The 26,324-nt window shown below is 74.7% G+C and carries 22 protein-coding genes; 11 read left to right on the top strand and 11 right to left on the bottom strand.

Going from position 1 to position 26,324, the window contains the following annotated elements; genetic code table 11:
* Positions 1–12 precede the first annotated feature (12 nt).
* Together AC3EVP_RS22750 and AC3EVP_RS22745 are read right to left on the bottom strand one after the other, a co-directional pair.
* Complete coding sequence (locus tag AC3EVP_RS22750) at positions 13–591, bottom strand: GNAT family N-acetyltransferase (protein ID WP_435132405.1); 579 nt, start codon at positions 589–591, stop codon at positions 13–15.
* 126 nt (positions 592–717) lie between these two features.
* Positions 718–1,629, bottom strand: coding sequence for a siderophore-interacting protein (locus tag AC3EVP_RS22745; RefSeq protein ID WP_435132403.1), 912 nt, complete (start codon positions 1,627–1,629; stop codon positions 718–720).
* A 139-nt stretch (positions 1,630–1,768) separates the two neighbouring features.
* Here AC3EVP_RS22745 and AC3EVP_RS22740 point away from each other — a divergent pair, with 139 nt between their 5' ends.
* The gene (locus tag AC3EVP_RS22740; RefSeq protein WP_435132401.1) at positions 1,769–2,515 is read left to right on the top strand and encodes a TetR/AcrR family transcriptional regulator; all 747 of its coding nucleotides are present in this window, start codon (positions 1,769–1,771) and stop codon (positions 2,513–2,515) included.
* Positions 2,516–2,626: 111 nt separating this feature from the next.
* Here AC3EVP_RS22740 and AC3EVP_RS22735 read toward each other — a convergent pair whose 3' ends face one another.
* Both AC3EVP_RS22735 and AC3EVP_RS22730 read right to left on the bottom strand, forming a co-directional pair.
* Entirely contained in the window at positions 2,627–3,688 is a 1,062-nt protein-coding gene (locus AC3EVP_RS22735) for a YqcI/YcgG family protein (RefSeq protein WP_435132398.1), read from the bottom strand.
* Between the two features lie 68 nt (positions 3,689–3,756).
* Entirely contained in the window at positions 3,757–5,163 is a 1,407-nt protein-coding gene (locus tag AC3EVP_RS22730; protein ID WP_435132395.1) for a cupin domain-containing protein, read from the bottom strand.
* Positions 5,164–5,377: 214 nt separating this feature from the next.
* Between AC3EVP_RS22730 and AC3EVP_RS22725 the strand changes: the two genes are divergently transcribed.
* Complete coding sequence (locus AC3EVP_RS22725; RefSeq protein ID WP_435132392.1) at positions 5,378–5,809, top strand: hypothetical protein; 432 nt, start codon at positions 5,378–5,380, stop codon at positions 5,807–5,809.
* 22 nt (positions 5,810–5,831) lie between these two features.
* Here the strand turns inward: AC3EVP_RS22725 and AC3EVP_RS22720 are convergent, their stop codons facing one another.
* Genes AC3EVP_RS22720 through AC3EVP_RS22700 form a run of 5 tightly spaced genes read right to left on the bottom strand, consistent with a single transcriptional unit; the run spans position 5,832 to position 11,877 of the window.
* Positions 5,832–7,292, bottom strand: coding sequence for a chlorohydrolase family protein (locus AC3EVP_RS22720; RefSeq protein WP_435132390.1), 1,461 nt, complete (start codon positions 7,290–7,292; stop codon positions 5,832–5,834).
* Positions 7,289–8,560, bottom strand: a complete 1,272-nt coding sequence (locus tag AC3EVP_RS22715) for an amidohydrolase (protein WP_435132388.1) — start codon at positions 8,558–8,560, stop codon at positions 7,289–7,291. The genes AC3EVP_RS22720 and AC3EVP_RS22715 overlap by 4 nt, the downstream gene beginning before the upstream one ends.
* A gap of 1 nt (position 8,561) precedes the next feature.
* Positions 8,562–9,266 (bottom strand): GntR family transcriptional regulator, encoded by a 705-nt coding sequence (locus AC3EVP_RS22710; protein WP_335979271.1) that lies wholly within the window; start codon positions 9,264–9,266, stop codon positions 8,562–8,564.
* The gene (locus tag AC3EVP_RS22705) at positions 9,263–11,077 is read right to left on the bottom strand and encodes a 2-oxo-4-hydroxy-4-carboxy-5-ureidoimidazoline decarboxylase (protein ID WP_435132385.1); all 1,815 of its coding nucleotides are present in this window, start codon (positions 11,075–11,077) and stop codon (positions 9,263–9,265) included. The genes AC3EVP_RS22710 and AC3EVP_RS22705 overlap by 4 nt, the downstream gene beginning before the upstream one ends.
* 50 nt (positions 11,078–11,127) lie before the next feature.
* Positions 11,128–11,877, bottom strand: coding sequence for an aspartate/glutamate racemase family protein (locus AC3EVP_RS22700; protein ID WP_435132382.1), 750 nt, complete (start codon positions 11,875–11,877; stop codon positions 11,128–11,130).
* A gap of 280 nt (positions 11,878–12,157) precedes the next feature.
* Here AC3EVP_RS22700 and AC3EVP_RS22695 point away from each other — a divergent pair, with 280 nt between their 5' ends.
* The 7 genes from AC3EVP_RS22695 (at position 12,158) to AC3EVP_RS22665 (ending at position 19,764) form a co-directional block, all read left to right on the top strand.
* The gene (locus tag AC3EVP_RS22695; protein ID WP_435132379.1) at positions 12,158–13,759 is read left to right on the top strand and encodes an ABC transporter substrate-binding protein; all 1,602 of its coding nucleotides are present in this window, start codon (positions 12,158–12,160) and stop codon (positions 13,757–13,759) included.
* Positions 13,759–14,796 carry an ABC transporter permease gene (locus AC3EVP_RS22690; RefSeq protein ID WP_335979279.1) on the top strand — a complete coding sequence of 346 codons (1,038 nt, stop codon included), beginning with the start codon at positions 13,759–13,761 and terminating at the stop codon, positions 14,794–14,796. The genes AC3EVP_RS22695 and AC3EVP_RS22690 overlap by 1 nt, the downstream gene beginning before the upstream one ends.
* Positions 14,793–15,809, top strand: coding sequence for an ABC transporter permease (locus tag AC3EVP_RS22685; RefSeq protein WP_435132377.1), 1,017 nt, complete (start codon positions 14,793–14,795; stop codon positions 15,807–15,809). Before AC3EVP_RS22690 ends, AC3EVP_RS22685 begins: the two co-directional genes overlap by 4 nt.
* Positions 15,806–16,795, top strand: coding sequence for an ABC transporter ATP-binding protein (locus AC3EVP_RS22680; protein ID WP_435132375.1), 990 nt, complete (start codon positions 15,806–15,808; stop codon positions 16,793–16,795). Before AC3EVP_RS22685 ends, AC3EVP_RS22680 begins: the two co-directional genes overlap by 4 nt.
* Positions 16,792–17,583 carry an ABC transporter ATP-binding protein gene (locus AC3EVP_RS22675; RefSeq protein ID WP_435132372.1) on the top strand — a complete coding sequence of 264 codons (792 nt, stop codon included), beginning with the start codon at positions 16,792–16,794 and terminating at the stop codon, positions 17,581–17,583. The genes AC3EVP_RS22680 and AC3EVP_RS22675 overlap by 4 nt, the downstream gene beginning before the upstream one ends.
* Positions 17,584–17,668: 85 nt before the next feature.
* Positions 17,669–18,766, top strand: a complete 1,098-nt coding sequence (locus AC3EVP_RS22670; protein WP_435132370.1) for a sugar phosphate isomerase/epimerase family protein — start codon at positions 17,669–17,671, stop codon at positions 18,764–18,766.
* Positions 18,763–19,764: a sugar phosphate isomerase/epimerase family protein gene (locus AC3EVP_RS22665; protein ID WP_435132368.1), complete on the top strand. Its 1,002-nt coding sequence runs from the start codon at positions 18,763–18,765 to the stop codon at positions 19,762–19,764. Before AC3EVP_RS22670 ends, AC3EVP_RS22665 begins: the two co-directional genes overlap by 4 nt.
* Positions 19,765–19,990: 226 nt before the next feature.
* On the opposite strand, the gene AC3EVP_RS22660 is transcribed toward AC3EVP_RS22665, so the two are convergent.
* Together AC3EVP_RS22660 and AC3EVP_RS22655 are read right to left on the bottom strand one after the other, a co-directional pair.
* Positions 19,991–20,773 carry a class I SAM-dependent methyltransferase gene (locus AC3EVP_RS22660; RefSeq protein WP_435132365.1) on the bottom strand — a complete coding sequence of 261 codons (783 nt, stop codon included), beginning with the start codon at positions 20,771–20,773 and terminating at the stop codon, positions 19,991–19,993.
* A 94-nt stretch (positions 20,774–20,867) separates the two neighbouring features.
* Positions 20,868–21,842 (bottom strand): STM4015 family protein, encoded by a 975-nt coding sequence (locus tag AC3EVP_RS22655; protein ID WP_435132362.1) that lies wholly within the window; start codon positions 21,840–21,842, stop codon positions 20,868–20,870.
* 313 nt (positions 21,843–22,155) lie between these two features.
* On the opposite strand from AC3EVP_RS22655, the gene AC3EVP_RS22650 reads away from it, so the two are divergent.
* Positions 22,156–24,498, top strand: a complete 2,343-nt coding sequence (locus AC3EVP_RS22650) for a DNA/RNA non-specific endonuclease (protein WP_435132359.1) — start codon at positions 22,156–22,158, stop codon at positions 24,496–24,498.
* Between the two features lie 22 nt (positions 24,499–24,520).
* Complete coding sequence (locus tag AC3EVP_RS22645; RefSeq protein ID WP_435132356.1) at positions 24,521–26,254, top strand: LppU/SCO3897 family protein; 1,734 nt, start codon at positions 24,521–24,523, stop codon at positions 26,252–26,254.
* Positions 26,255–26,324 lie beyond the last annotated feature (70 nt).

Below are 26,324 nucleotides of genomic sequence, written 5' to 3'. Positions count from 1 at the left end.
CCCTGGACGTGGTCAGCGCGCTGGATGGAGCTGGATGAACTCGGCGGCGAGGATACCCATCACGACCAGATCGTGATGCCGGCCGCCGTAATACGCCCGATCGCGAAGGCGTCCTTCCTCGACGAACCCGATCCTGCGGTGAAGCGCGAGTGATGCCTCGTTGTGGTCGAGTATCCGCGCCTCGCACTTGTGATAGCGCCGCTCGGCGAACATGAACCGCAGCAGTATGACCACCGCTTCGGTCGCGTAGCCCTTCCGGCGGTGATCCGCACCCAGTGTCACCCCGTACTCGAACCAGCCCATGTTCGGGTCCGCCCGGTGCGAGGCCACAACCCCGACAGCCTGGCCGGTCTCGACCGATTCGATGACCAAGGCGAAGCGGTCACCGCCCGGTGCGGCGGCGGCGCCTTCCTGCGCCCGGGTCGTGAAGTACTCGGCGGGGCGCGGTGGGTGCAGCAAGTCACCCAGCCCTTCCTCGTCGGAAGCGAAGCGCATGAGCGCGGTCGAATCCTCCGCCTCGATGCCGCGCAAGCGGACCCGTGAACCGGTCCAGAATGAGGTCATCCCCCATTCGATCACGCTGCGGATCAAAGGGACAGGGCAGCCCGCGAGGGGCTCGCCACCACGTCAACGGGGCGCTCGATTCCGCCGGCCGGCCCGACCGCGAGATGAGCGAGCCGGCGGACGGAGGCGGCCCACCCACGAAGGAGGCGTCCCTTAGGCCAGGTCGGCTTCGGTGGTGAGGGACGGGTCGAAGGGGTCGCCGCCGGCGGCCACCGCGGCCTGGTACGCGGCAAGGACCTCGACGTCCCGCTCGTCGCTGGTCAACTCCCGCTTCCAGTACGCCGATGCCTGCAACTGGGGCCGCGGCAGGCCGCGTTCGTCGAGCAGGCAGCGGCGGATCGCGCGGGCGGCGCCCGCCTCGGCGCCGACCCACGCCTGGGCCCCGGCGAAGGGCCGGCCGATGTCGCGCACCGCCTTCTCCAGGGGCCCGCCGGGCCCGGCCGGCAGGCCGTCGCGGTAGAGCCAGCGCACGTCCGCGCCGGCGGGCGCGGCCAGTTCGAGCCGGTCGGCCGGGCCGTCGACCTCGATGAGCGCCACCACAGGGGTGCCGTCGGGCAGCGCCTCGAGGATCGCCGCGATCGCGGGCAGCGCCGTCTCGTCACCGGCCAGCAGATGCCAGGCGGCCTGTGCGCAGGGGGCGAAGTCGTGCCGGGGACCGGCGAGCGCGACCTCGTCGCCCGGCAGGGCGGTGCGCGCCCACCCGCTCGCGGGGGTGTCGCCGTGCAGCACCACGTCCACCGTCAGTTCGTTGCGGTCCGGGTCGACCCGGCGCGCGGTGAAGGCGCGCAGCACCGGCGGGTGAGCGCCCGGCGGGTAGGTGGGGGCGCCGTCGGGGCCGGCCGCCGGCAGGTCCACGGTGCGGCGCCCGGCCGGCGGGAGCATGAACTTCCATGCGTCGGCGGGCAGTCCGCCCTCCGCGCAGCCGGCCAGGTCCGGGCCGCCGACGGTGATCCGGCGCATCCGCGCGGTCAGCTCGGCGGTGCGCAGCACCTGCGCGCGGCGGACCCGGACCCGCGGCCGGGTCTGCCGGGTGCGCAGGCGCAGCTCCTCCTGGATCGGGGGCATGGGTACTCCGTACGGTCGCGGGCGAGCGGGGCAACGAAAGAAAGGTATGCCTTACCAAAGTCATTGGCAACGGGCTGTCGCTAAAGGTGGCTGGCGGGCGGGTTCGCCCAGGTCGGGGCCGCTGGGGAAGAATGAGCCCATGACCGGGAAGAGCGAGCCGGCCCCGCCGCGCCGGACCCAGGCCCCGCCGGGACGGACCCAGGCGCCGCCGGCCGCGGGGCGGGCCCCGCGCACCCCTCGGCTGGGCCGCCCGCCGCAGGTCGACCGCGAGGCGATCGTCCGCGCGGCCGTCACCGTCGGCTTCGGCAGGCTCGGCATGAGCACCGTCGCCCAGCGCCTGGGCACCAAGCACTCCACGCTCTACCGCTACTTCGCCACGCGCGACGACCTCGTCGCGGCCACCGTGGACGCGGTCGTCGCGGCCGCGGACTGGCCCGAGCCGACCGGGAGTTGGCGCCAGGACCTGGCGGCGCACGCGTGGGCGACCTACCGGCTGCTGGAGCGGCACCCGGGCCTGGCCGGGCACATCGTCTCGCTGCGCGGCAACTCCGAGGCGTACGGCAAGGTGAACGGGCGCGTCGTCAGCCGCCTGGTGGACGCCGGCTTCCGCGCCGAGAGCGCGATCCTGGCGCACGACGTCGTCCACGAGCAGGTGCTGATGTTCTTCCTGGCCGGGCAGGGCAGCGGGGACGACGGGGAGGCCACGACCCCGCAGCGGGCGGCCGAACTGCGGCGCGAACAACTGCCGGACGCGCTGGAGGAGATCGACCCGCGGCTGCGGGAGGCGCTGGCCGGCATCGTCCGGGGCGAGCCGGAGCGCTGGTTCGCCCGCAAGCTCGACGTGCTGCTGGACGGCCTCGCCCCCTTGGCCCCGGGCGCCGGGTAAGGACCGGCGCACCGTCCGTACGGCTGCGGACCGCCCGTACGACGCCCCCACTCGCGGCCCTACCGGCGGCGGGAGTTCGCGTCCCCGCCCCCGGTACGGTCCCGCGCCGCGCTACCCCACCGGATCGAGGTCGCGCCGGCGCGAGGAGGCCGGGCGCATGTCCGTCCACACCCGCACCACATACGCCAGGCACGCCTCGCGCGAGCCGCGTACGCCGGTCGGGTGCCAGTGCGGCGGCACCGGGACGGCCGCCGGCCACAGCGAGGACTGGCCCTCGTCGTTGACCAGCACCAGGTGGCTGCCGCCGGTCGCGGCCGGCTCACGGGCACCGGCCCGGGCCAGGAACGGGCAGGAGGGGGTGCTGCCCTCGGGGCTGTCGGGCAGGAAGTACTGCCGCCACTCGCGGTTGCCCTCCTCGCCGTGGTTGCCGAGCTGCGGGGCCGGCTCCATGCCGTCGAAGCGTCGGATGCGGTTGCGGATCACCTGGCGGGCCCTGGCCCCGCGCGGGGTGTGCGGCTCCAGGCCCTCGAAGACCCAGCGCGGCTGGAAGGTGATCATGAAGTGCGGGCTGTGCCGGCTGTGCCGGTCGACGTGCGCGGGGGTGTTGCAGACCACGAAGATCTCGGTGCCGGCGAAGCTGAACTCCCACCACAGGTCCTCGGGGTCCAGCGGGGTGCCGGCCGGCCACGGCTCGGTGTCGCCGTCGTGCAGGTGCTGGAGCACCGCCCAGAAGCGGTGGAAGTACTCGGCCAGGCCGAGCGGGTGCTCCTCGGGCGGCCCGAAGAACACCACCAGCGAGGTGTCCTTGCCCAGGTCGCGGTAGATGTCGAGGTACTCGCGCAGGATGCCGGCGAGCGGCGCCCACGCGGCCGGGTCGTGCGCGCTGCCGACGAAGCCGAAGCGCAGGGACTCCTTCTTGGCGGCGGCGACCGCGAAGGTGCAGGGGAAGGGCTGCTCGGTGCCGACCAGGGTGGCCAGCAGGTCCGAGGCGGCGGCCGGGCCCCAGTCCGGCACGTCGCCGAGGGTCCGCACCCCGGGGGCCGCCGGGCGGGGGGAGGCGGAGCCGGAGCCGGCGGGAGCGCCGGGGGAGGGGCCGTCGGAGGTGAGGCCCTGGGAGGAGGGACCGTCGGAGGGGAGGCGGGAGGAAGGGGCGTCGGGCACAGGGGAGGGCATGCTGGGGGACTCCATCCCGGGTCGGAGGGCTTCCGGCGCGGTCGCCGGGGACCGGAGGCGGCCGGCGGTCAGAACCGGGCGTACATCTCCTCGGGGATGATCGGCTGGTGGTAGGTGCACTCGCCGGACAGCACCGTGGAGCCGTGCAGCCGCGACACCGGGATGAGCACCTTGTCGCCCTCGTGCAGGTCGATCTTGTGCGTGACGTTGTTCCAGAAGTGCATCTCGCCGCGCTCGACCATCACCAGCCGGTGCTCGTTGTGCACATGGGTGGTCGAGGTCTCCTCGTGGCTCTCCACGAAGGTGTCGAGGTCGACGGTGATGCCGTTGTCCTGGATGTGGCGGTGGATGCGCTCGGCCTTCTCCTGGTGCAGCGGGATGTCGTCGGCCCAGGCGAGCTGGAGCGCCAGGTCCTCGTCCCACAGCTGCGCGAACCAGGCGGCGTCCGCGAAGCCGTGGTGGAAGCGCTCCACGCCGGCCGGCCCGTACAGGCGGTGCAGCGGCGCGATCCAGCGGTCGGTGGACTCCCGCAGGTGGCTGGTCTGTTCGGCCAGGTGCGGCAGCAGCCCGGAGCGTACGCCGAGGCCGTCCTCGAAGACCTCGGCCAGGCGGGCCGCGGTCACCGCCCGGTCGATGCTGTGCTGCACCAGCGCGCCCAGGAACTCCGGGTAGCGCTCGCGGTCGCGGGAGAGCCAGTGCAGGTGGTTGCCCCGGGCCAGCGACGTGCCCAGGTACAGCTGCCAGTAGGCGCCCGTGGTGGTCTTCAGGCCGCCGCCCTCCACCAGGGCCCGGTACTCCTCGTGCAGCCCCGCCCAGGTGCGGTAGTCGTCCAGCAGCGCGGTGCGCGCGCCCGGGTGGGCGGCGTCGAACTCGCCGAGTGCGGCCCGCCCGGTGGCGAGGTAGGCCGCCGGGAGGTAGGCGGTCAGCTGGAGCAGCACGAACGTCGCCGACGCCTTGCGGTCCTTGGTGCCCAGCGCGGTGGTGAACGCGCGGTTCGGCTCGGCCAGCCGCTGCTGGTGGTACTCCTGCACGGCGGTGGCGACCTGGTCGGGGGAGTAGCCGGGCAGCGGCTTGCGCTCGCCGTCCAGCAGGCTGAACAGGTGCTGCTCCAGGATCGGGGCGGCGAGCGCGCCGAGCACGCGGTTCTCGTCGCTGTAGAACGTGGCCGCGTCGCGCCCGGCGGCCTCGTCGGCGGCGGGCGGCAGGAAGAGCAGGCCGCTGTCGTAGACGTTGCGCAGCATCCGGTGGCCGAGCAGCGCGCTCAGCTTGAGCGCCTTGGCCGCCGGCATCTTCCGGCCGTAGTCCAGCCACGCCAGGTCGTCCGGGCGCACCGGCCGGCGGTAGGGGTTCTGCTCGGTGGTGAGCTCCTCCCACTCGGCGGCCCGGTACGCGGGGTTCGCGGCGAACGCCTTGACGACGTCGTTGAGTTCACCGTTCGCGAGCTGGGCGATGGTCTCCGAGTGCTCCAGGGGCATGTCGGTCCTCCAGACGGATCGGGCGGTTGGGGAGGTTGGGGCTGATAGGGCGTACGGGCAGGGCGGCGCCGCGTGTCCGGGCGGCGCAACACGCTGTCATTTAATGCTTAGGTAAGCCTTACCTTAGAGATGGGCGCCGTCAAGTCCCCGCCCCCGCCCGCCCCGCGGGGTAAACCCGTCGTACGACCGGGCCGCACCGCCCTACGCTCCCGGCATGGACCCCCTCTGGTTCTCCTTCGACGAGGACGACCCCACCCCGGCGACGTGCGCGGCGTCACAACGGGAGTTCCTGCGCCTGGTACGGGCCGGGGCCGCCGACTGGCCCTGCCGGCCCGACGACACGTTCGTGCTGTTCTTCCCGCACGACGAACCGGACGACGACGGCAACACCGCCGAGCACGACGAGATGCGGCTGGTGGTGGACCTGCCCTGGCAGCGGGTCCACGGCTTCGCCGTCGGCGCCTGCCTGGAGGCGGACAGCGTGCTCTGCACCGAACTGCACCTCTGCAGCCTCCAGCCCACGCAGGAGTGGCCGGGCATCGAGCCGCGCCGCCGTACCGGCCCCCCACGGGAGTTGGCGGCCTTCACCCTCGACTGGATCGGCGACGTCCTGCGCCGGCCCGACCTGCGCTACGACCGCCGCTGACGCCCCCCGCGCGCACCGGAGTTCAGGACAGCGGGAAGCTCGGCGGGAACAGGTGCTCCGGTGAACGCCCCCGCCGGTCCCGCACCCCGTAGCCGGCCTTCATCCGCCCGAACAGCTCCTGCGCCCGCGCCCGCAGGGCGGCCGCGTCCACCCCCGGCACCCGCCCGTCCCGGACGACCACGCGCCCGGCGACCATCGACAGGCGGGCGGCGCGGGCGCTGCTGTTGTTCAGCAGGGTGCGGACCGGATCGTCGAGCACCCCGTCCCGCAGGTCGTCCAGCGCGAAGGCGACCAGGTCGGCCTGTGCGCCCGGCGCGATCCGGCCCAGGTCCGCGCGCCCCAGCGCCCGCGCCCCGGCCACGGTGGCCGCCCGTACGTAGTCCGCGGGCGTGGCCGTGTCCAGCCGGCCGCTCTGCACCTTCGCGAGGTTGACCCCGAAGTCCATGCCGCGCACCAGGTCCGGCGGGAAGGAGTCGGTACCCAGCGCGATGTTCACCCCCGCCGCCCGGTAACGGGCGAAGGTCTCCATGGCCGAGCCGTAGCGGGCCGAGGTCAACGGGCAGTGGATGACACTGACCTGGTGGGCCGCCAGCCGCGCCAGGTCCCGGTCGGTGCCCGCGCCGACCGAGGAGTGCGCGTCGAGGTGGATGCCGTGCGGCACCAGCAGCCGTCCGCCCAGCAGCCCGGTCCGCGCCAGCACCGACAGCGGGTCGCCGCGCCCCTGTTCGGCCAGCCGGGCCCGCTCGCCGACGCCTTGCAGGCAGTGCAGCCGGACCTTGACGTCCAAAGTGCGCGCCGCCTCGGCGGTGGCGGTCAGCAACTCGTCCGTCACCGTCTCGATCCGGCAGGGCAGCAGGACCGGGCGCAGCAGGTCGTCGCCCCGCTCACGCAGCAGGCGCGCGAAGCGCACCGCGCCGTCGAAACCGGCCCGCCCGGCCGCCTCGTCCCACCACACCGCCGCGGTGCCGTCCGCGCGCACCACGTTGACTCCGGACCGGTAACTGGGCCCGAGATAGCAGCGCAGCCCGAGCGCGCGGGCCTCGTCCGCCATGTCCACGGCCTCGTCGTAGGTCTCGGCCCAGCCGCTGTGCGTCTCCGCGGCGATCGGCATCGCGGTGGTGACGCCGTGCAGCAGCAACTGGACGAAGGCGTACCGGCGCACGAAGGCCTTCTCCGCCCGGCTGAACACCTCCCGCGGGCCGTCGGCGGCGTACCGCTGCGACCAGTTGAGGTCCCGCGCGAGCTGGGGGTCGCCGAAGGAGTCCAGCAGGGCGTGGTCGATGTCGGCGAGCGCGTCGAGGTCGATCAGCCCCGGCATCAGCAGCGCCGCCCCCAGCTCCACGACCTCCACGCCCGGCGCCGCCGTCGTCCGCGGCCCGACAGCCACGATCCGGCCGCCGTCCACGGCCACCTCGCCGTCACGCAGCAGCACGTGGTCCGCGCCCGCCCAGGCCAGGACGTGGTCGGCGCGCAGCCGGATCACGCGTCGACCAGCATCAGGTCCACGGCCACCACCCGGCCGCGGCGCAGCACCACCCGGCCGCGCGGCCGGTCCATCACGGCCGCCGCGGGCGCCTGCGCGTCCAGCAGCACGAAGTCCGCCGGGTCGCCCACCGCGACCCCCGGGTACGGGCCGCCGCCCGGCCGCGGCGCCGTGCCCGAGACGATGCGGGCGCCCCCGGCGGTGGCGACGGCGAGCGCGTGCTCCACCTGCGGGTCGTTGCGGAAGCCGTTGGTGAAGGCCAGCTGCCAGGTCCGGTCGAGCAGGTCGCCGTTTCCGTACGGCGACCAGTAGTCGCGCTGGCCGTCGTCGCCGAGACCGACCCGCAGGCCCGCCCCGGTGAGCTTCGTCAGCGGCAGCGTGTTCGGACCGGCCGGCGCGCAAGTGGTCACGGCGATGTCCAGCTCCGCCATCCGTTCCAGGGCCCCTTGCAGCTTCGGCTCCGGCAGGTGCGCGAGCGCGAAGGCGTGCGAGACGGTGACCTGCCCGGCCATCCCCAGGGCCGCAGTGCGCTCCATGATCTTCGCCAGGCTGAACAGGCCCAGTTCGCCCGGCTCGTGCAGATGGATGTCCACCGGCGCGCCGAACCGCTCGGCCAGCCCGAAGACGATGTCCAGGTGCCGCACCGGGTCGCCGTCCAGCGCGCAGGGGTCGATGCCGCCGACCACGTCGGCGCCCTCCTCCAGTGCCCGCGCCATCAGCTCGGACACCCCCGGCTCGCGCAGGAGCCCCGCCTGCGGGAACGCCACGATCTGCACCTCGGCGCGGCCCGCGTGGTGCTCGCGCGCGGCGCGCACCGCCGCGAAGCGCTCCAGCCCCGCGTCGGCGTCGATCTGCGCGAACGACCGGACCCGCGTGGTGCCGTGGGCGACGAGCACGCCCAGCAGGTGCCGGGCGCGCTCCTCGATCGAGGTCTCCGCCGTACGCCAGTGGGCGCGGTCGTGCAGGACGTTGGGCCAGATGCCGCCCGGGGAGTCGTTCGGGCGCCAGGGCAGCCCGACCCGGTTGGAGTCCAGGTGGACGTGGGTGTCGCTGAAGGCGGGCAGCAGCAGCCGGCCGGCCGCGTCCAGCACGGGCGCGTCCAGCGCGGGCGTGCCCGGTCCGGCGGGCGCGGCGGCGCCCGGGGGAGTCACGGCGGCGACGGCGCCGTCGCGGATCAGGACGTCGACGGCGTCGCCGCCCCACGGGCGGGCGCCGGTCAGGAGCAGGCTGCCGGCCCGGTGGCCGGGCCGCTGGTCGTGCTGGGTCATGTCACTTCCCGAAAGCGCTCAGGGTCGGGATGCGGCCGCGCTCGATGTGCGCGTACGCCACCGACTCGGCGGTGCGCTGGTGGCCGGAGCGGATCGCGTCGAACAGTTCGTGGTGCTCCTGGCAGGCGAGGTTCTGGTCGCGGCCGGAGGTCAGGTAGAACAGCCACACCATGCGGCTGACGACCGCGTTCATCAGCGAGGACATCAGGGCGTTGCCGGTGCTGAGCACGACCGCCTGGTGGAAGGCGGCGCTCGCCTCGGCCACGCTGAGGTCGTCGTGCCCGCCGGCGCCGTCCAGGTAGCGGTGCGAGCGGGCGAGCGCGGCCTCCATGTCGGTCGCGTCCTGGCCCTGTGCCATCCGCCGGGCGGCGAGCCCCGCGGCGGAGACCTCCAGCGCCAGCCGGACGTCGAACAGGTCGTGGACGGCCTGCGTGGTCCAGGTGTCCACCACGGCGCCGCGCCGCGGCACCGTGCGGACCAGGCTGTCGGTCTCCAACTGCTGGATCGCCTCGCGCAGCGGCACCCGCGAGACCGACAGGTCCTCGGCGATCTTCTGCTCCGGCAGTCGCGACCCCTGCGGATAGGTGCCGACCAGGATGCGGCGGCGCAGCGCGGTGTAGGTCTGCGCGGCCAGCGAGGGTTCGGCGGACGAGGGGCGGGCCGCGGGCGGGCCGGCAGCGGTGTCTCCGGCGGGCCGGCTGGTCATGGGGTAACCTCCGCAAGGATCAGCAGCTGGGCCAGACGATTGTCGATGATGGTGCGCAACTCCCGGCGCGCGCGGTGCAGTTCGACCTCCTCCTCGCGCCCGGAGCGGATGCGTACGTCCATCAGCACGTCCTGCGCGCCGAGCCCGGCGCTGGAGAGCACGTAGCGGAAGCCGAGGTCGCGCTCGTAGCCCGCGGCGAGTTCGGCGACGAGGCGGCGCACGGCGCCGTCGGCGTCCAGCACACCGGACTCCTCGCGCGCCGACATCCCGTCGCGCACCGCCCGCGCCTCGGCCGCCGCACCGTCCTGGTGCGGTTCGGCCCGCTCCGGCTCGGCCGCCATCGGCTTGCAGTGGGCCAGCATCGCCACCAGGTCCGCCGCCGGCGCCGCCTCGACCTCCTGCCAGGCCGCGTCGACGAGTTCGGCGACGGTCGCGGAGTCCCCGGCCCGCGCCAGCACCCGCTCCCGCCAGGGCCCGTGCGGGTTCGCGGCGTGCAACGCCCGGCGCGCCGACGCCGGTTCCGGCACCTGCCGCAGGCCCGCCAGCACCGCGTCGAAGCGCGCGGCCGCCTGCTGCGGCGACAGCCACCGCGGGTAGGCGGGCACGGCCGCGACCGCGGCGTCCAGGCAGCGGCGCAGGGCCCGGGTCTCCGCGCCGGTCAGGTCGTCGTGGCCCTGCTGCGCGGCGAGCGCCCGCACCATGCCCTCGGAGCTGAGGCCACCCCACACCCACGTCATCTCCTGCCCCATCCGGGCCGGCACCAGGCCGTGGCTGACCGGGGGGAAGGCGTCCTGCCCCTGCGTGAGGGCGGCGGCCACGTCGCCGGGCATGTGCTTGAGGTAGGCGTAGCCGCCGGTCAGCGGCTTCAGCGGCGGCAGCGGCACACCCGACTCGCGGGCCACCACCCGGGCGACGTGCTGGATGCGCTCCAGCCGCAGGCCGGTGTCCACGCCGTAGAGGGTCTCCAGCGCGAGTACCACCTCCTCCAGCGGGGCGAAGCCGCAGCGGTAGGACATGCCGTTCATGGCGACGTCCGGGTGGGCGCCCGCGGTGGCCGCGGCGATCGCGCCCGCGGTGGCGAGCCCGAACTCGTCGTGGACGTGCATCGTCAGCGGCACCTGCCGGGCCAGCCCGGCCCGGAAGCGGCGCACGAAGCGCTTCATCGCCTCGGGGGCGAGGCTGCTGGTGGAGTCCATCAGGTCAAGCCGGCGCGCGCCGAGCCGCACCGCGTGGTCGGCCATGGCCAGCATCCGGTCGAAGTCGCGCCGCCCGACCTGCGCGAAGGTGATGGTGGTGTCCAGGCCGGCCTGCCCGGCGTAGGCGAAGTACTCCTCCAGCTCGTCGAGTTGGCGTTTCTGCGCGTCGTCGTCCGGCGCCTGCAGGATGCCCGGGGCGGCGGTGGTCACGCCCGCCGCGGCGAGCATGTCGACGGTCTGCCGCATCGAGACCGGCTGGTGGTCGCGGCCGTTGCCGACGAGCGTGTCGGTGTAGACGTTGAGCCGGAACGGGAAGCCGCCCTCGACGACCGCCTCCAGCAGCGCCCAGTCCTGCGGGGCCGGGTACGTCGCCCCGGTCCAGTTGACGTTGATGCTCTCCTCGCGCACACCCAGCTCGGTCAGCGCCTCGGCGATGCGCTGGAATCCGAGCCGGGAGGTGGTGTGCCCGGCGGTGAAGAGCGTCTTGCGCAGCGTGGAGTCGATCAGCCGCAGCGGCGCGGGGAAGTCGAACTCCGCCAGTACCTGCGGGTCGAAGTTCACCGGGCTGACCGCGTGGCTGCCGGGGACATGCGGCCGGCGTTCGGGATTGAGCATTCCAACTCCAGTTCAGGCACGAAGGGCAGGAGGCGGGCGGGGAGCGGAGGTCAGCGGGTGGGGGCCGGCGCCGTGAGCGCGGCGAGGGCAGCCGGCCAGCCGGGGCGGTGCTTGGCGGCCGGCGGCGTGTAGGGCCCGGCGGCCGTGGTGCGCTTGCCGAGGCCGACCAGCGCCTCGGCGAGCGCGACGGCCGCGGCCACCCCGTCCACGACCGGCACCCCGAGCACTGCCTCCAGGCGGGCGTCCAGCCCGCCCATCCCCGCGCAGCCCAGCACCAGCACGTCCGCGCCCTCCGCCAGCAGCCGCCGGCCCTCGACGGCGAGCGAGTCCGCGGTGCGCGCCATGTCGTCGTCGAGCGCGAGGACCCCGATGTCGCAGGCGCGCACGCCCGCGCAGCGCTCCAGCAGCCCGGCGGTCCGCAGGCTGTCGCGGACCGGCGCGACGGCCTGCGGCACCGTGGTGACCACGCCGTAGCGCGAGCCCAGCAGGCAGGCGAGCTGGGCGGCGGCCTCGGTGATGTCCACGACCGGTACGCGCAGCAACTGCCGCGCCCCTTCCCGCCCGTGCTCGCCGAATCCGGCCATCACCACGGCGTCGAACCGCTCCGCGGTGGTGCTCAGCAGGTCCAGCACGGCCGCCGCGGAGATGAAGCTGTCGTAGTAGCCCTCGGCGGACTCCACACCCCAGGAGGGCTGGACGGCCACGACGTCCGTGCCGGGCCGGGCCGCCGCGCGCGCCACGGCCTCGATGCCCCGGGTCATGGCCGTCGAGGTGTTGCAGTTGACCACTAGCACGCGCATGGGTGTCTTCGCCTCGCTGTCGGGGGCCGTGGTGGGGGAGCCGGCGCCGGTCCGGCGCCCCGCTCCAACCCCATCTGTATACCAGAATCGCATGTCCGGGAAAGGTCTCGCGGTCGGACGAGCCATGTAACACGGGTTTTACCTGATGTCGTCGGATCGCTCATACAAAACGGTATACCGTCCTGGCATTCCGGGCCGCCGTCGCGGCAGCCCGAGGGCGCACCGCGCGGCGGCGGCGCCCGCTTCGAGGACACCCGTCTCTCAGGTGAGGAGCCTTTCCATGTCAGCGTTCCTGCGGTCGCACCTCGCCCCGCCCGCCCCGGCCAGGTCCCGCCGGCTGGCCGTCACCGTCGTCGCCACCACCCTGCTGGGTGCCACCGCCTGCACCGCGGGCAGCACCGCAGGCGGCGGCTCCACCTCCGGCGCGGGCAGCAGCAGCCTCGTCTACGCCTACCGCAACGAGGTCACGACCCTGGACCCCGCGCAGTCCAGCTACGCCCAGACCGACAACGTCGACCAGCTGCTGTACGACACGCTCGTCGGCTACGACAGCAAGGGCCGGATGGTCCCGCGCCTGGCCACCGCCTCCACCTACGCCAAGGACCTGACCAGCGTCTCCATCACCCTGCGCGACGGCGTCACCTTCCACGACGGCACCCCGCTGACCGCCGCCGACGTCGCCTACAGCCTCGACCGCTACCGCGACCTGAAATCCGGGATCGCCGCCCAGATCAGCACCTACGCCTCCGCCCAGGTCACCGACGCCCACCACCTGACGCTGCGGCTGAAGAAGGCCGACCCGCTCTTCCTCGGCGCGCTCAGCCGCGTCTACATCGTCGACTCCGCCCTGGTGAAGCAGCACGCCGGCAGCGACCGCGGCCAGTCCTACCTACTGGACCACGACGCCGGCTCCGGCCCCTACACCCTGAAGTCCGCGTCCGCCGGCACCTACACCACCACCCGCTACGCCCGCTACTGGGACTTCGAGGACGACCGCCCGCGCACCTTCACCATGCGCCGCATCGACGAGTTCGCCACCGTCCGCGACGAGTTGAAGGCCGGCACCGTCGACCTCGGCCAGGTCTCCCCGGACTCCGCCGCCGACCTGAAGAGCGCGGGCCTCCAGACGCAGGACATATCCGGCGGCCAGGCCGTCATCTACTTCAACACCTCCCACGGTCCGCTCGCCGACAAGTCCCTGCGCGAGGCGCTGCGCGCGGCCTACGACTACGCGGGCGGCCTGAAGAACATCCGCGCCGGCCGCGGCACCCTCGCCGACGGCCCGCTGCCCACCAACATGACCTGCCGCCCGAAACTGCCCGCCGTCCACCAGGACCTGGCCGCGGCGAAGAAGGACCTGGCCGCCGCCGGCCTGAAGAGCAAGACCCTCACCATGCGCTACCAGCCGGCCTTCGCCGAGCAGGCCGGCGAGGCCACCCTGCTCCAGTCCGACCTGAAGCAGATCGGCGTCACCCTCAAGCTCCAGCCGATCGCCTTCGCCGACTACCTGACCATGCTCGACGACCCGGCGAAGATCCCCGACATCATGCTGCTGACCGAGTCCGCCCCCTACCCGGACGCCGGCGTCATGGTGGCCGACACCTACTCCTCCGCCGCGACCGGCACCAACAAGGGCGCCTACCACGACGCCAAGGTCGACGCCCTGCTGGACCAGGCCGCCCGCTCCGCCGACGCCGCCACCCGCTGCGGCCTGTACGAGGACGCACAGAAGACCATCGACGCCGACGCCGCCTCGATGCCGCTCTACACCATCGACAACACCTACGCCGGCCGCGCCGACATCGGCGGCGTCACCACCCCCGCAGCCGCCGGCGGCGTCTCCCTGCGGGACCTGACGGTCGGCGCGGGCAGGGCGAGCTGATGAGAAGGCCCGCCACCGCCACCGCGCTGTGGGCGCTGCGCCGCCTGCTGGGCGCGGCCGCGACCCTGGTCACCCTGGCCACCGTGGTCTTCCTCCTGCTCAAGCTCGTCCCCGGCGACGAGGCCCGGGTGGCCGCGGGCACCGGTGCCACCGACGCCCAGGTGGCCGCGGCCCGGCAGCGGCTGGGCCTGGACTCCCCGCTGCTGGTGCAGTGGCTGCGCTACCTCGGCCGGATCGCCCGCGGTGACCTGGGCACGTCCGGTTCCACCCAGGGGCCGGTCGCCAAGGCCGTCTGGGACGTACTGCCCGGCACCGCCGAACTCGTCGTCGCCGCCCTGGTGATCAGCGTGGCCGTCGCCCTCCCGCTGGCAGCGCTGTCCGCGCTGCGCGACCGCGGCGCCGGGGACGCCGTACGCCGCGTCCTGGTCGTGGCCTGCGCGGGCCTGCCCGTCTTCTGGCTGGCCCTGATGCTCCAGTACCTGCTGGGCTCCCGGCTGGGCCTCCTGCCCATCTCCGGCTCGCTGTCCGCCTGGTACGACGTGCCGCGCGTGACCGGGTCCACCGTGCTCGACGCGCTGCTCGCCGGGAACCCCGCCGCAGCCTGGGACGCCGTCCAGCACCTGTTCCTGCCCGCCCTGGTGCTCGCCGTGCCGCAGATCGGCATGACCTACCGGGTCGCCCGCGCCGAACTGCTGCGCGTCCTGACCCGCGAGCACGTGCTGGTCGCCCGCGCCGGGGGAGTGCCGCGCGGGCGGCTGATCCGCCGGCACGTCCTGCCTCAGGCCCTCACCCCGGTGGTGATCCTGCTCGGCATCGAGTTCGGCTACCTCTTCGGCGGCGCGGTGCTGGTGGAGTCCGTCTTCGGCCGCAGCGGCCTCGGCGCCTTCCTCACCAACGCCGTCGCGCAGAAGGACACCGTCTCCGTCGAGGGCGGCGTGCTGGTCATCGGCGTGATCGTCGTCGCCACCAGCCTCGTCGTCGACCTGATCCAGATCGTCCGCGACCCGCGCGTGCGCGCCACCGCGATCGGAGCATGACCATGGCCACCCTCACCTCCGCCGCGCCCCGGCCCCGGCCCGGCCGCCGCCCCCCGCTGCGCCGCCGGCCGAAGACGGCCTGGGGCCTGCGCTCGGGCCCCAACCCGCTGCTCGACACCGCCACCGTCGCCCTCGTCGCGCTCCTGCTGCTCGTCGCCGTCGTCGGGCCGCTGCTGGCACCCGACGTGTACACCTCGCACATCGACCTCGCCCGGCACGCCCCCAGCGGCGCGCACCTGCTCGGCACCGACGACCAGGGCCGCGACATCGCCTGGCGCATCGTGGCCGGTGCCCGCACCACTCTGCTGTCCTCGGTGGTGATCGTCCTGGGCTACGCGCTGCTCGGCACGCTCGTCGCCGTCGCCGCCGCGCTCGGCCCGCGCCTGGTCGACGAGGCGCTGATGCGCTTCACCGACGTCGTCCTCGCCTTCCCCGGCCTGGTCTTCGCGCTCGCGGTCACCGCCGCACTCGGCGCCGGACTCAAGTCCGCGATCGTCGCCCTCATCCTCACCGGCTGGCCGATGACCGCCCGGCTGCTGCGCGGCATCATCGCCGAGACCAGCGCCCTGCCCTACATCGAGGGCGCCCGCACCCTCGGCGTCGGGCCCGTACGGCTGATGGCCCGCCACATCCTGCCGAACTCGCTGCCCGCGGTGTGGGTGAAGTGGGCCGGCGACATCGGCAACACCGTCCTGGTCATCGGCGCCCTGTCCTTCGTGGGCGCCGGCGCCCAACCGCCCTCCGCGGAGTGGGGCGCCATGGTGAACAGCGCCAAGGGATACGTCTCCACGGCCTGGTGGACCGCGCTCTTCCCGGGCCTGGCCATCGCGGTGACCACCGCCGCCTTCGGGCTGCTCGGCGACATGCTGCACCTGCGTACCGACCCCGCGCTGCGCGCCCGCGCCGCGAGCGCCGCCGACGCCCTCACCGCGGCCGACCCGTCCGCCGACCCGTCCGCCGGCACCGGGACCACCACCGGCACCGCTGGACACGCCGAGGGGAGCCGGCCGTGACCCGCCTGCTCGATGTCAACGCCCTGCACATCACCGCCACCGGCCCCGGCGGCCGCCCCGTCCCCCTCGTCGAGGACCTCTCCTTCGGCATCGACGCGGGCGAACGCCTCGCCCTGGTCGGCGAGTCCGGCTCCGGCAAGTCCGTCACCGCCCGCGCCCTGATGCGGCTGGACGACTCCGTCACACTCACCGGCAGCGTCCGCCTCGACGGCCGCGAACTGCTCGACCTGCCCGAACGCGACCTCACCCGGCTGCGCGGCAGCCGCGTCGCCATGGTCACCCAGGACCCGCTGGCGGCCCTCAACCCCCTGATGACCGTCGGCGACCAGGTCGCCGAACCGCTGCTGGCCCGCTCCGTCCCCCGCAAGCAGGCCCGCCGCCGCGCCGCCGCCATGCTCGGCGAACTCGGCGTCCCCGACGCCGAACGCCGCGCCCGCGCCTACCCGCACGAGTTCTCCGGCGGCCTGCGCCAACGCGTCGCCCTGGCCATGGCGCTGGTCTGCCGGCCGGCCCTGCTGCTCGCCGACGAACCGACCACCGCCCTGGACGCGCGCGTCCAGCAGCAGGTGATGGAACTGCTCACCACCGTCTCGCGCGAACGCGGCCTCGCCGTGCTGCTCATCACCCACGACGTGGGCGTGGTCGCCTCCTTCGCCGACCGGGTGGAGGTCCTGTACTCCGGCCGCGTCGTGGAGTCCGCCCCCGTACGGCCGCTGCTGGAGACACCGCGCCACCCCTACACCCGGGCCCTGCTCGGCGCGGTGCCGCGGCTGGGCGCCCACCGGCACCGCCTCACCGCGCTGCCCGGCACCCCGCCCGACCCCGCCGCGCGCCCCGGCGGCTGCGCCTTCCACCCGCGCTGCCCGCTCGCCGAGGACGCCTGCCGCACCAGCAGGCCCGTACCCCAGCCGGAGTCCGGCCCGCACCGCGCCGCCTGCCCGGTCACCGCCGACCCCGCCCGCCCGGCCCAAGGAGCACCCGCATGAGCCTGCTCGCCGTCGACGGACTGTCCAAGACCTACCGGTCCCCGGGCCGCCCGGCCCACCAGGCCCTCACCGACGTGGACCTGACGGTCGGCCAGGGCGAAGTGGTCGGCCTGGTCGGCGAGTCCGGCTCGGGCAAGTCCACGCTGCTGCGGTGCGTGATGAGGCTGGCGCAGCCCGACGCCGGGTCGCTGGCCTTCGACGGCCGCAACCTGCTGACGATGGGCCGCAACGCGCTGCGCGGCTACCGCCGCGAGGTGCAGATGGTCCACCAGGACCCCGCCGGCAGCCTCAACCCGCGGATGACCGCCCACCAACTCGTCGCCGAGGGACTGCTCGTCCACCGGCGCGAGCTGCCCGCCGCCGCCCGCCGCGAGAAGGTCGCCGAACTCCTGGAGACCGTCGGCATCAACCCCGGCCACCAGGACCGCCACCCCGCCTCCTTCTCCGGCGGGCAGCTCCAGCGGATCGCGATCGCCCGGGCGCTGGCGGTCTCGCCCCGGCTGCTGGTGTGCGACGAGCCCGTCTCCGCGCTCGACGTGTCCGTGCAGGCCCAGGTGCTCAACCTCCTGCTCGACATGCGCGAACAGCTCGGCCTGTCCCTCCTCTTCGTCTCCCACGACCTCGCCGTCGTCGACCACCTGTGCTCGCGGGTGTACGTCCTGCAAGCCGGCCGGATCGTCGAGGAGGGCCCCCGGGAGCAGATCCTCGCCGACCCCCGGCACCCCTACACCCGCCGGCTGCTCGACGCGGCCCCCGACCCCGACCGGGCGCTCGCCGCCCGCACCTGACCTGCTCCCCTTCCCGCTCCTCCCCCTTCCCGCTGCTCTCCCCGGAACCCCGGGGCAGAGCCGCCCCGCGCAGAAAGGAGCCGCCATGCGGCTCGGAAGCGACGCCCTCAAGCTCCCCGAATCGGCGAAGTACACCGCCGTGCAGCAACTCGAACGCGCCGCCGAACACGGCCTGGCGGGACTGTTCTTCCGCACCCTGCTGCACCTCAGCGACACCCTCGACCCCGGCGAGCTGGCCGACGTGCGCACCCGCGCCGACGAACTGGGCCTCTACCTCGAAGCCGGCCTCGGCAAGGTCAACCCGTACAACACCGCCGAGTCGCCCGAACTGCGCGCCCTCGGCGACGGCGACACCGTCGCCGGATTCCGCCGCATGATGGAGGCGGCCGCCGCCGTCGGCATCACCGAACTGTGGGGCGAGACCGCCACCATCAAGCCGTACGAGGGCCGGTTCGCCTACGACCGGTTCCGCACCGACGTCCCCTGGAGCGACCAACTCGCCGCCACCGGCCGCTTCCTGACCACCCTCGCACCCATCGCCCGGGACCTGGGCCTCCACATCAACCTCGAGACCCACGAGGAGATCACCACCTTCGAACTCGTCCGCCTGGTCGAGACCGTCGGACCCGACACCCTCGGCATCACCTTCGACACCGCCAACGTCCTCCAGCGCGCCGAGGACCCGGTCCTGGCCGCCCGCCGCATCGCCCCCTACGTCCGCCAGACCCACATCAAGGACGCCGCCCTCTTCCGCCGCCCCGACGGACTCGCCTTCCAGATGCGGCCGGTCGGCGACGGCTGCGTGGACATCGGCGCGATCCTGCCGATCCTGTACGAGGCCAACCCCGACCTGAACCTCTCCCTCGAAGTGCGCGACTACGGCGGCGCCCCGCATCTGCCGCGCCGCGGCGCCGACCGCCGCGCGGCGATCTCCGTCTACGAACCCGAGTGGATGGCCGGCCACCCCGACCTGACCTCCGGGGAACTCGCCGCCTACTTCCTGCTGGTCCAGCGGCACGAGGAGCGCGTGGCCGCAGGAGAGGTCCCCGGACACGCCGCGTACGCCGCCGCGTCCTGGACCCTGGAGGACGCCTGGGCCTACGTCCACACCTCGCTCGACCACGTGCGGGCGGCGGCCGAGAGCCACGGCATCGCGCTGGACGCGGCGGCGACGCGGGCATGAGCGGCGACCCGCGCGGCATCGTCCTGCGCGACCTGCCCGGCGCCCCCGGCACCCTGGACGGGATGGTGGCCGCGCTGCACGCCCTCGGCCTGCGCCGCTGCCACCTGCCCGGCCCACAGTGGGTGGACACGGACCTGGACGGCGCCGCGCTCGACACCGCCCGGGCCGCCCTCGGCGCGGCGGACGTCACCGTGGCCGTCGGCCTCGGCGCGGTCAACACCACCCGGCCGGAGCGCGCCGGCGACGCGCTCCGACTCGGCCACGGCGACCTCGAAGCCGGCCTGCACCGCATGGTGCGGGCCGCCGCGCGGCTGGGCGCGGAGTCCGCGCACTTCACCGTCGGCACCGAGGAGGACCGCTTCAGCACCGCACCGCCCTGGGCCGACCAGCTCGCCGCCACCGCGCCCCTGGTCCGCCGGCTCGCCGAACGCTGCGCCGACCACGGGCTCCCGATGGTGCTGAAGACCCACGAGGAGATGACCACCTTCGAACTGGCCCGCTTCCGCGAGCAGGTCGGCCACGGCGGCCTCCTGGTCGGCTACAGCCCGGTCAACGTGCTGTGCCGGCTGGAGGACCCGGTCGCCGCGGCCGCGCGGGTCGCCGACTGGACCCACACCGTCTTCCTCGACGACGCGGACACCGCCTGGACCTCCCGCGGCCTGGAACGCCGGATGCGCCCGCTCGGCGAGGGCCGCGTGGACTGGCCCGCGGTGCTGGCCGCGCTCGCGTCGGGGCGTGCGCCCGCGCCGCCCCGACTCGTCCTGGACCTGCACCGCGCCGCCCTGGACATGCCGTTCGCCGACCCCGGATGGATCGACCGCCACCCCGACCTCACCCCGGCCGAGTTCGCCGCCGTCGCCGCCACCGCCACCGGTGCACCCCCGGCGCCCGCCGCCGACCTCGCCCACCGGCGGACCGCGGGCCTGGCCCGGCTGGCCGCGCTACCCGGCCTCCCGCAGACGCAGCAGCCGCCGCGCGGTGCACCCGCCGGGCGGTGAGGGAAGCGCCGCAGCCGGTCGCCCCGGGATGTCCGGGCACAGGTCATGCCTTGCGGTCCTTCGTTAGTGCGGGACCTGCCGCCTCGCGGCCCGCGATCCCACCGCACGGCGGCCCGGCCGGAACCGCCGGACCGGCGGCGGGCCCCTGTCAGATCACGACGACGAGCGGCGGCGGCCCGCGCCGCACCTTCCGCCCCCACCAGGTCCGGCCCCCGCCGACCAGCCGTCAGCGGCGGGTGGTGCGCCACGCCAGGGCCCGGAAGGGGAGGGCGAAGGTGTCGTCGGGCCCGATGCCGAGCTCGGCGCACAGCGCGTCGAGGGCCCGGGCGAGGTGGGCTTCGCGCTCGGCCTCGGGCAGGAGGATGACGCGGCTGTAGGTGCCGAGCAGCGCCGTGGTCTGCGCGGGGGTGCTGCGCCGGGTGGTGGTGAAGACGGCGTGCTCCAGGCCGCCGAAGGGGGAGTCCGGCGCCTCCAGCGCCGCCCGCAGCAGCTCGCCCCGGCGGGCGACGCGGCCCTCGGGGGCGGGCTGGCCGCCGTGGTCGCCGAGGCCGCTCGACCAGCGGTCCACCCAGTCGACGCCGCGGTCGATACCGTTCCAGACGATGCCCAGCCGGCCGCCGGGCCGCAGCACGCGGGCGATCTCGGGGACCGCCCGGCCGGTGTCGAACCAGTGCCACGCGGAGGCGACGATCACCCCGTCCACGCACGCGTCCGGCAGCGGGATCGACTCCGCGGTGCCGGCCCGGACGTCGGCGCCGGGCAGGCGGCCGGCGAGCACGGCGCGCATCCGGTCGTCCGGTTCGACCGCGTGCACCTGCCGGACGCGGGACGGCAGCAGCGCGGTGAGGGTGCCGGCGCCGGCGGCCAGGTCGAGGACGTCGGACGGGTGTTCCGGCAGCATCCAGTCGATCGCCTCGTCCGGCGGGGCCGGGCGCAGCCTGCCGTAGTCCTCGGCGACGAGGCCGAAGGAGGCCGCGCGGTCCGGGGTGGAGGGGGAAGGAGTGGCCATGGCGGGTGCCTCCGTCGGTTCGGACGTCCGGACGGCAGTAGATCACGGCCCCCCGGCGGCCGTGCGCAGCACCCGCGCCCCAGACCGGTAGCGGTCAGTAACTCACCGGGCCCGCGCAGATCTCGGGGTCCAGGGCGCCGTCCGCCGCGCCGGGGTCGGTGTCGACCTCGACGCCGGCCGGTTCGAGCGCCTGGTGGACGCGCCGGCGCATGGCCTCGCCGAGGAAGTTGAAGTGCAGGTCCAGCTTCTTCAGGTGGGTCAGCGGCTGCCCGTCCAGGAGTGCGGCGGCGCCGTCGTCGGTCAGGGCGCCCCACGACAGGTCGAGGACGTCGAGCCGGGGCACCAGCGGCGCGCTCGCCACCGCGGCGGCGACCTCGTCCTGCATCCGGCTGTTGCGCAGGGCCAGGTGCCGCAGCCGGGGCAGCCGCGCGCCGGACAGGATCGGCGCCAGGTCGGCCACCTCGTGGTCGGCGCCGAACTCCGCGTCGCCCAGCCACAGTTCGAGGTGCTCCAACGCGGGCAGGCCGCTCGCCGCGATGCCGCGTACGGCCGCCGCCGGCATCCCCGCGCTCTGGACGGTCAGCCGGCGCAGCGCGGCATGGCGCAGCGCGGGGAAGTCCAGCCGGAGTTCCCGGCCCAGGCTCATGCCCCAGCCCGCCCGCACCCCGAACTCCTCCAGCGCGGGGAAGGCGGCCGGCAGCGGGGTGACGTCGGTCTGGCTGATCCGCGCGAGGTGGCACTCCTTGTCGGTGATGTCCCCGAGGAACAGCGCGCGCAGCGCGGGCAGCCGGTCGCGTACGGCCACCAGCGCGTCGATGGCCTCCGACGGGTCGGTGTCCTCCGGGTCCTCCCACGCCCCGACGACCAGCGCCCGCACCCGGCCGAGGTCGACCTCGGCGCAGAAGCGCGCGAAGTCCTCCCGCCACAGCTCCTCCGACGTCCACATCTCCCGGCCGATCCGCCACGCCACGGCGTCCGCCGCGGGCAGTTCCCCGGCCGCGCCGGGGCCGGGGAAGGTGAGGACGGGCAGGCCGTACAGCTCGTCGAGGTGCTGGTCCTTGGTGCGCATCCGCGCTGCTCCCGGGAGTCGGGTCGGGTGGAGGTCCGGGTGGAGGTCCGGGTGGAGGTGCGGCCCGCCGCCCGCGGGCCGGTTCACGGCGTACGCGCCCAAGTGCGGTGCGCCGGACAGCAGTTGTACCAGCCGCCACCGACGGGGCCGGGCGGCGCCCGAGCCGTTTCACCACGATTTCATCGGCCGTTCCTAGCGTTCTGGTGCGGTGGCGAACCGTCCGGCACGCGTCGTGCCGCGGTGGCGGAACCGCGGCAGGGGCCGGACGCCGGCGCCGGAGAACGCCGAGGAACGACACCGAGCGGAGCCCAAGATGGGGGATCACTACTGGCGGCAGGACGCCGACGAGCCGACGTTGCCGACGTGGCGGCAGACGCCCCGCGCGGTGCCGCCGCCGCTGGGCAGGCCCGCGCAGCCGTCCCGCAGCAAGCGCCTGACGCCGCCGTCCCTGGCGCAGTCCGGCGCACAGGCCGCCACACCCGCGGCCACACCCAAGGCGCCCAGCGCGCCTGCCCCGAGGTCCGTACCGGCGGCGCCCGCCGCCTCCGTGCCCGCCGCCTCCGCACCCACCGCCTCCGCCGGCCCGGCCGGGCACGGCCGCGGCACCTCGACGTGGAGCAGCCCGGCCGCGCAACCGGCACCCGCACCCTCCGCTGCCGGTCCCGCCCCCGCCCCCGCTCCCGCCCCGCTCACCTCCCCGACCGCACGCGTCCGCTGGGCGGCCCTCGTGGCCGCCGGCGTCGCCGCCGCCCTGGCCGCGGGCCTGCTGACCTGGCACGGCTCCGGCACGCAACACCCGGACGGCCGGGCCCCGTTCGCGGCCGCCCTGGTGGACCTGGCCCTCCAGCCGGGCGTGGGGTACCGCCCCGCCGGAGCCGGCGCCACCTGGTCCTCCTCCCGGGCCACCGCCACCGGCGAGGCCCTCGGCGAGACCACCGTCGACGGGACCAGCGTCACCACGCTCAACGTCGGCGGCACCACCTACGTCAAGATGCCCGGCGCGCCCTCCTCCGACGCCGCCGGCACCGGCGGTGGCTCCGACCTCGCGGGCAAGTGGGTCGCGGGAGCCGCGAAGGACCCCGGGACCGGCACCGACCGCACCCCCGACGCCGGGCAGAGCCCCGCCACCCTCGCCAACCTGCTGCTGGCCGCGCTCGACAGCGACGCGACGGTCCTGCCCGGCGACCACCCGGCGACCCGGTACGTCGACGGCGTGCCCGCGATCGAGGCGACCACGCCCCAGGGCGACCTTTACGTGTCGAGCGCGAGCCCGCACCGGCTGCTGGAGTTCGTGCCGAACGGGTCCGGCGCCGAGACCGCCGGCACCGGTACGACGGATACGACTGGCACGTCCGACGCCGGCACCACCGGCCAGCAGGCCGCCCTGCGCACCCCTCTCCTGCCGAGCCCCGCGGCAGGAGCCCCCGCAGCCCCCGGGACGTCGGCCCCCACCGCCCCCGTGACCGCGGCCCCCACCGCCCTCTACACGCTGGCCACCGCGACCACCGCGACCACCGCGGACGCCTTCACCGTCAGCTACCTGACGGCGGCCGAGAACAGCACCCTGCGCAAGGAGATCCGCGACGATACCGCGGAGCTGGCCGACGCCGTCGACGCCGGGGTCTCGGCGAAGGTGGTCGACCAGCCTGAGCTGGCCTGCTCCGACGCCGGCTGCGACGTGGACATCCACATCACCTCCATCACCCCCACCAGCGAGGCCAGGCGGCGCATCACCAGCGGCCGGGTGACCGTCCAGCTGTCGGCCACCGTCACGGTCGACGGTGAAGCGGCCGGCAGCTGCACCGCCACCGCTCAGATGCCGTTGGACAGCGCCGGCGAGATCTCCTGCCACGACTCCGCCGCCGGGCCGGTCTACGCGACGCAGGAAGCGCAGAAGAAGCAGCAGGCGCAGGCGGAGGCCCAGGCGACCGGCGCCCCCGTCCCGTACGACGTCCACTCCCTCGCCGACGCCACCACCCTGGTGCTGGCGCAGGTGGACACCGCCGCGCTGGAGCAGACGCAGCAGGAGGAGCAGCAGCTCGACGCCGCGCCCTCCCCGGCCGACGTGGCCGCACACGAGGCCCTGACCGACGACGACCCCGACGAGGCCGAGGACTGCACCCGCTCCCGCCCGTCCGGCGCGAAGCCCAACGGCGCCGGCTGGATTCTCAACACCACCGGGCACGCCGGGCGCAGCGAGACCGGCCAGGCCTGCCTGAAGGACCCGCCCAGCAACAGCAGCAAGGAGAAGAAGGCCGACCCGTTCGGCTGGTACGAGGCCCGCCTCGCGGTGCGCCGGCTCGGCCTGAACCCCGACGAGGACCTCGCACGCTGCCACATCGTGGCGGCGCGGTTCGGCGGCTCCAACAAGCTGAAGGCGAACCTCAGCCCCTGCGGCCAGCGGGTGAGCAACAACGGCGCGCTCGGCATGTCGGGCTTCGAGAGCGAGGTCGCCGGCGTCCTCGCCCGGCAGCCGGACGGCGCCGTCCGCTACCTCGTCGAGCCGTTCTACGCGGCGGCCGACAGCAGCATCCCCAAGGGCTTCGTGATGATCGCCGTCTGCTACACCCCGGCCGGAGTGCCCCGCGAGGCCATCTCCCGCACCGTCCTCAACGTGGTCGAGGCCGGCGGCGGCCTGACCGACATCGGCAACTGAACCCGGGGAGGGACACACCGCGATGAGCGAGGAGCGCAAGCCCGCCGTCGACCACGGCACCCTCGTCCTGGCCGAGCGGCTGGGCACCGGCGGCCAGGGAACCGTGTACGAGGTCCCCGGCCGGAGGATCAACAAGCACGCCCCGGACGGCGGTTGGGACGTGGTGTACAAGGAGTACGCCGCGGCCGTGCTGCCCGACCTGGACGCCGACGCGCTGGCGGCGCAGGTCGGCCTGCTGCGCGAGCTGTCCGGCGCCGACGCGCGGTGGCTGTGCGGCAAGGCGGCCTGGCCCGCCGCGGTCGTCGAACGCGACGGCCGCGCCCGCGGGTTCCTGATGCGCGCCGTGCCCGACCGCTTCCGCTTCGCCTACCGGGGCATGGCCGGCGCCGCCGCGGGCGGCTCGCGCCTGGCGAACCTGGAGTACCTGCTCAACGACGACGGCTACGTGGCCCGGATCGGCCTGACCATCAGCGAGCGGGACCGGCTGCTGCTCCTGGCCGACCTGGCCGCCACCCTGGACCGGCTGCACCGGATCGGCATCACCGTCGGCGACCTCTCGCCGAAGAACCTGCTGTTCACCACCGACCCGCGGCCCGAGTGCTTCCTCATCGACTGCGACGCCATGCGCCTGCGCGGCGCCAGCGTGCTGCCGCAGGCCGAGACCCCCGACTGGCAGGTCCCCGCCGGGGAGGAGAAGGCCACCCGGACCAGCGACGTGCACAAGCTGGCGCTGCTGGCCGTCCGGCTCTTCGCCCGCCACCAGACCGCCCGCGACCCCGCCGTGCTCACCGCGGTCAGCCCCGCGCTGGCCGAACTCGCCCGCGCCGGGCTCGACCCCGACCCGGCCCGGCGGCCCAGCCCGGGCGCGTGGGCCGAGCAACTCACCGCCACCGCCGCCACCGCGTCGACCGCTCCCGCCACCGTCCCGTCCTCCGGCGCCGCCACGCCGAACCGGCCGCCCGCCCCGGCCGCGCAGCCGCCGGCGGTCCCGGCGCCAGGCACCGTACGTCCGCCCGGTGCCTTCTCCGGCGGCAACGCGACGGTCCAGCGGTGGCTGGTGGCCATCGCCGCGTGCGTGGCGCTCGTCGTGCTGATCGCGGTCGCGGCCGCGCACAGCGGCTCCCACAGCACGACCGACACCGCCCGGACCACCGCCACCACCAGCGACGACAGCTCGTACGGCGACGACGGCTCCTACGACGACAGCGACGCGTACGACAGCGGCGACAGCAGTGACAGCGGGGGAGCGGACCCCACCGACACCGTCCCCCCGCTCAGCGCCGAGGACGAGGCGTTCGGCGCCGTCACCGCCGACGACTGCCTGAGCAACTACAACGACGAGGACTTGGACTGGACCCCGTCCACTCCGGAGACAACCGACTGCTCCGACCCCGGCGCCTACTACGTCGTCACCTCCGTCGCGTCCGACGAGTGCGGCGACGACGATGACATGACCTGGTACCACAGCAACGACGACGACACCGACACCGATCTCTGCCTGAACCGCAACTACGTGACCGGGCAGTGCATGTACGCCGAGAAGAAAGGCGACTCGCTGTCGATCTACTTCAACGCCGCCACCCCCTGCGACGCGGGCATCCCCGACGACTACCAGTACATCGTCCGCCTCACCGACGTCTACGACGGCGCGGTCCCAGGCGGCGCCTGCACCGACTCCCACACCTGGCAGACCGACAACGGCACCAGCATCTGCGGCCAGGCGATCTACAAGCGCCACGGCCTCCCCGACATGTAGCCGCCTCTCTGGTGACCTGGCACCGGCGCCGTCCAGATTTGGTTGACGTGTCACCCACCTCTGCTTAGGG

Source organism: Actinacidiphila sp. bgisy144 (assembly GCF_057708105.1).
Note: the sequence above shows the minus strand (reverse complement) of the source record. Positions and strands in the feature narration are given on the sequence as shown.

Coding starts and splice junctions, on each gene's coding strand:
- AC3EVP_RS22705 (WP_435132385.1), bottom strand. CDS start 11,077: ATGCTCAATCCCGAACGCCGGCCGCATGTCCCCGGCAGCCACGCGGTC.
- AC3EVP_RS22725 (WP_435132392.1), top strand. CDS start 5,378: ATGGACCCCCTCTGGTTCTCCTTCGACGAGGACGACCCCACCCCGGCG.
- AC3EVP_RS22710 (WP_335979271.1), bottom strand. CDS start 9,266: ATGACCAGCCGGCCCGCCGGAGACACCGCTGCCGGCCCGCCCGCGGCC.
- AC3EVP_RS22715 (WP_435132388.1), bottom strand. CDS start 8,560: ATGACCCAGCACGACCAGCGGCCCGGCCACCGGGCCGGCAGCCTGCTC.
- AC3EVP_RS22695 (WP_435132379.1), top strand. CDS start 12,158: ATGTCAGCGTTCCTGCGGTCGCACCTCGCCCCGCCCGCCCCGGCCAGG.
- AC3EVP_RS22745 (WP_435132403.1), bottom strand. CDS start 1,629: ATGCCCCCGATCCAGGAGGAGCTGCGCCTGCGCACCCGGCAGACCCGG.
- AC3EVP_RS22670 (WP_435132370.1), top strand. CDS start 17,669: ATGCGGCTCGGAAGCGACGCCCTCAAGCTCCCCGAATCGGCGAAGTAC.
- AC3EVP_RS22735 (WP_435132398.1), bottom strand. CDS start 3,688: ATGCCCTCCCCTGTGCCCGACGCCCCTTCCTCCCGCCTCCCCTCCGAC.
- AC3EVP_RS22675 (WP_435132372.1), top strand. CDS start 16,792: ATGAGCCTGCTCGCCGTCGACGGACTGTCCAAGACCTACCGGTCCCCG.
- AC3EVP_RS22690 (WP_335979279.1), top strand. CDS start 13,759: ATGAGAAGGCCCGCCACCGCCACCGCGCTGTGGGCGCTGCGCCGCCTG.
- AC3EVP_RS22700 (WP_435132382.1), bottom strand. CDS start 11,877: ATGCGCGTGCTAGTGGTCAACTGCAACACCTCGACGGCCATGACCCGG.
- AC3EVP_RS22650 (WP_435132359.1), top strand. CDS start 22,156: ATGGGGGATCACTACTGGCGGCAGGACGCCGACGAGCCGACGTTGCCG.
- AC3EVP_RS22740 (WP_435132401.1), top strand. CDS start 1,769: ATGACCGGGAAGAGCGAGCCGGCCCCGCCGCGCCGGACCCAGGCCCCG.
- AC3EVP_RS22685 (WP_435132377.1), top strand. CDS start 14,793: ATGACCATGGCCACCCTCACCTCCGCCGCGCCCCGGCCCCGGCCCGGC.
- AC3EVP_RS22655 (WP_435132362.1), bottom strand. CDS start 21,842: ATGCGCACCAAGGACCAGCACCTCGACGAGCTGTACGGCCTGCCCGTC.
- AC3EVP_RS22645 (WP_435132356.1), top strand. CDS start 24,521: ATGAGCGAGGAGCGCAAGCCCGCCGTCGACCACGGCACCCTCGTCCTG.
- AC3EVP_RS22730 (WP_435132395.1), bottom strand. CDS start 5,163: ATGCCCCTGGAGCACTCGGAGACCATCGCCCAGCTCGCGAACGGTGAA.
- AC3EVP_RS22665 (WP_435132368.1), top strand. CDS start 18,763: ATGAGCGGCGACCCGCGCGGCATCGTCCTGCGCGACCTGCCCGGCGCC.
- AC3EVP_RS22660 (WP_435132365.1), bottom strand. CDS start 20,773: ATGGCCACTCCTTCCCCCTCCACCCCGGACCGCGCGGCCTCCTTCGGC.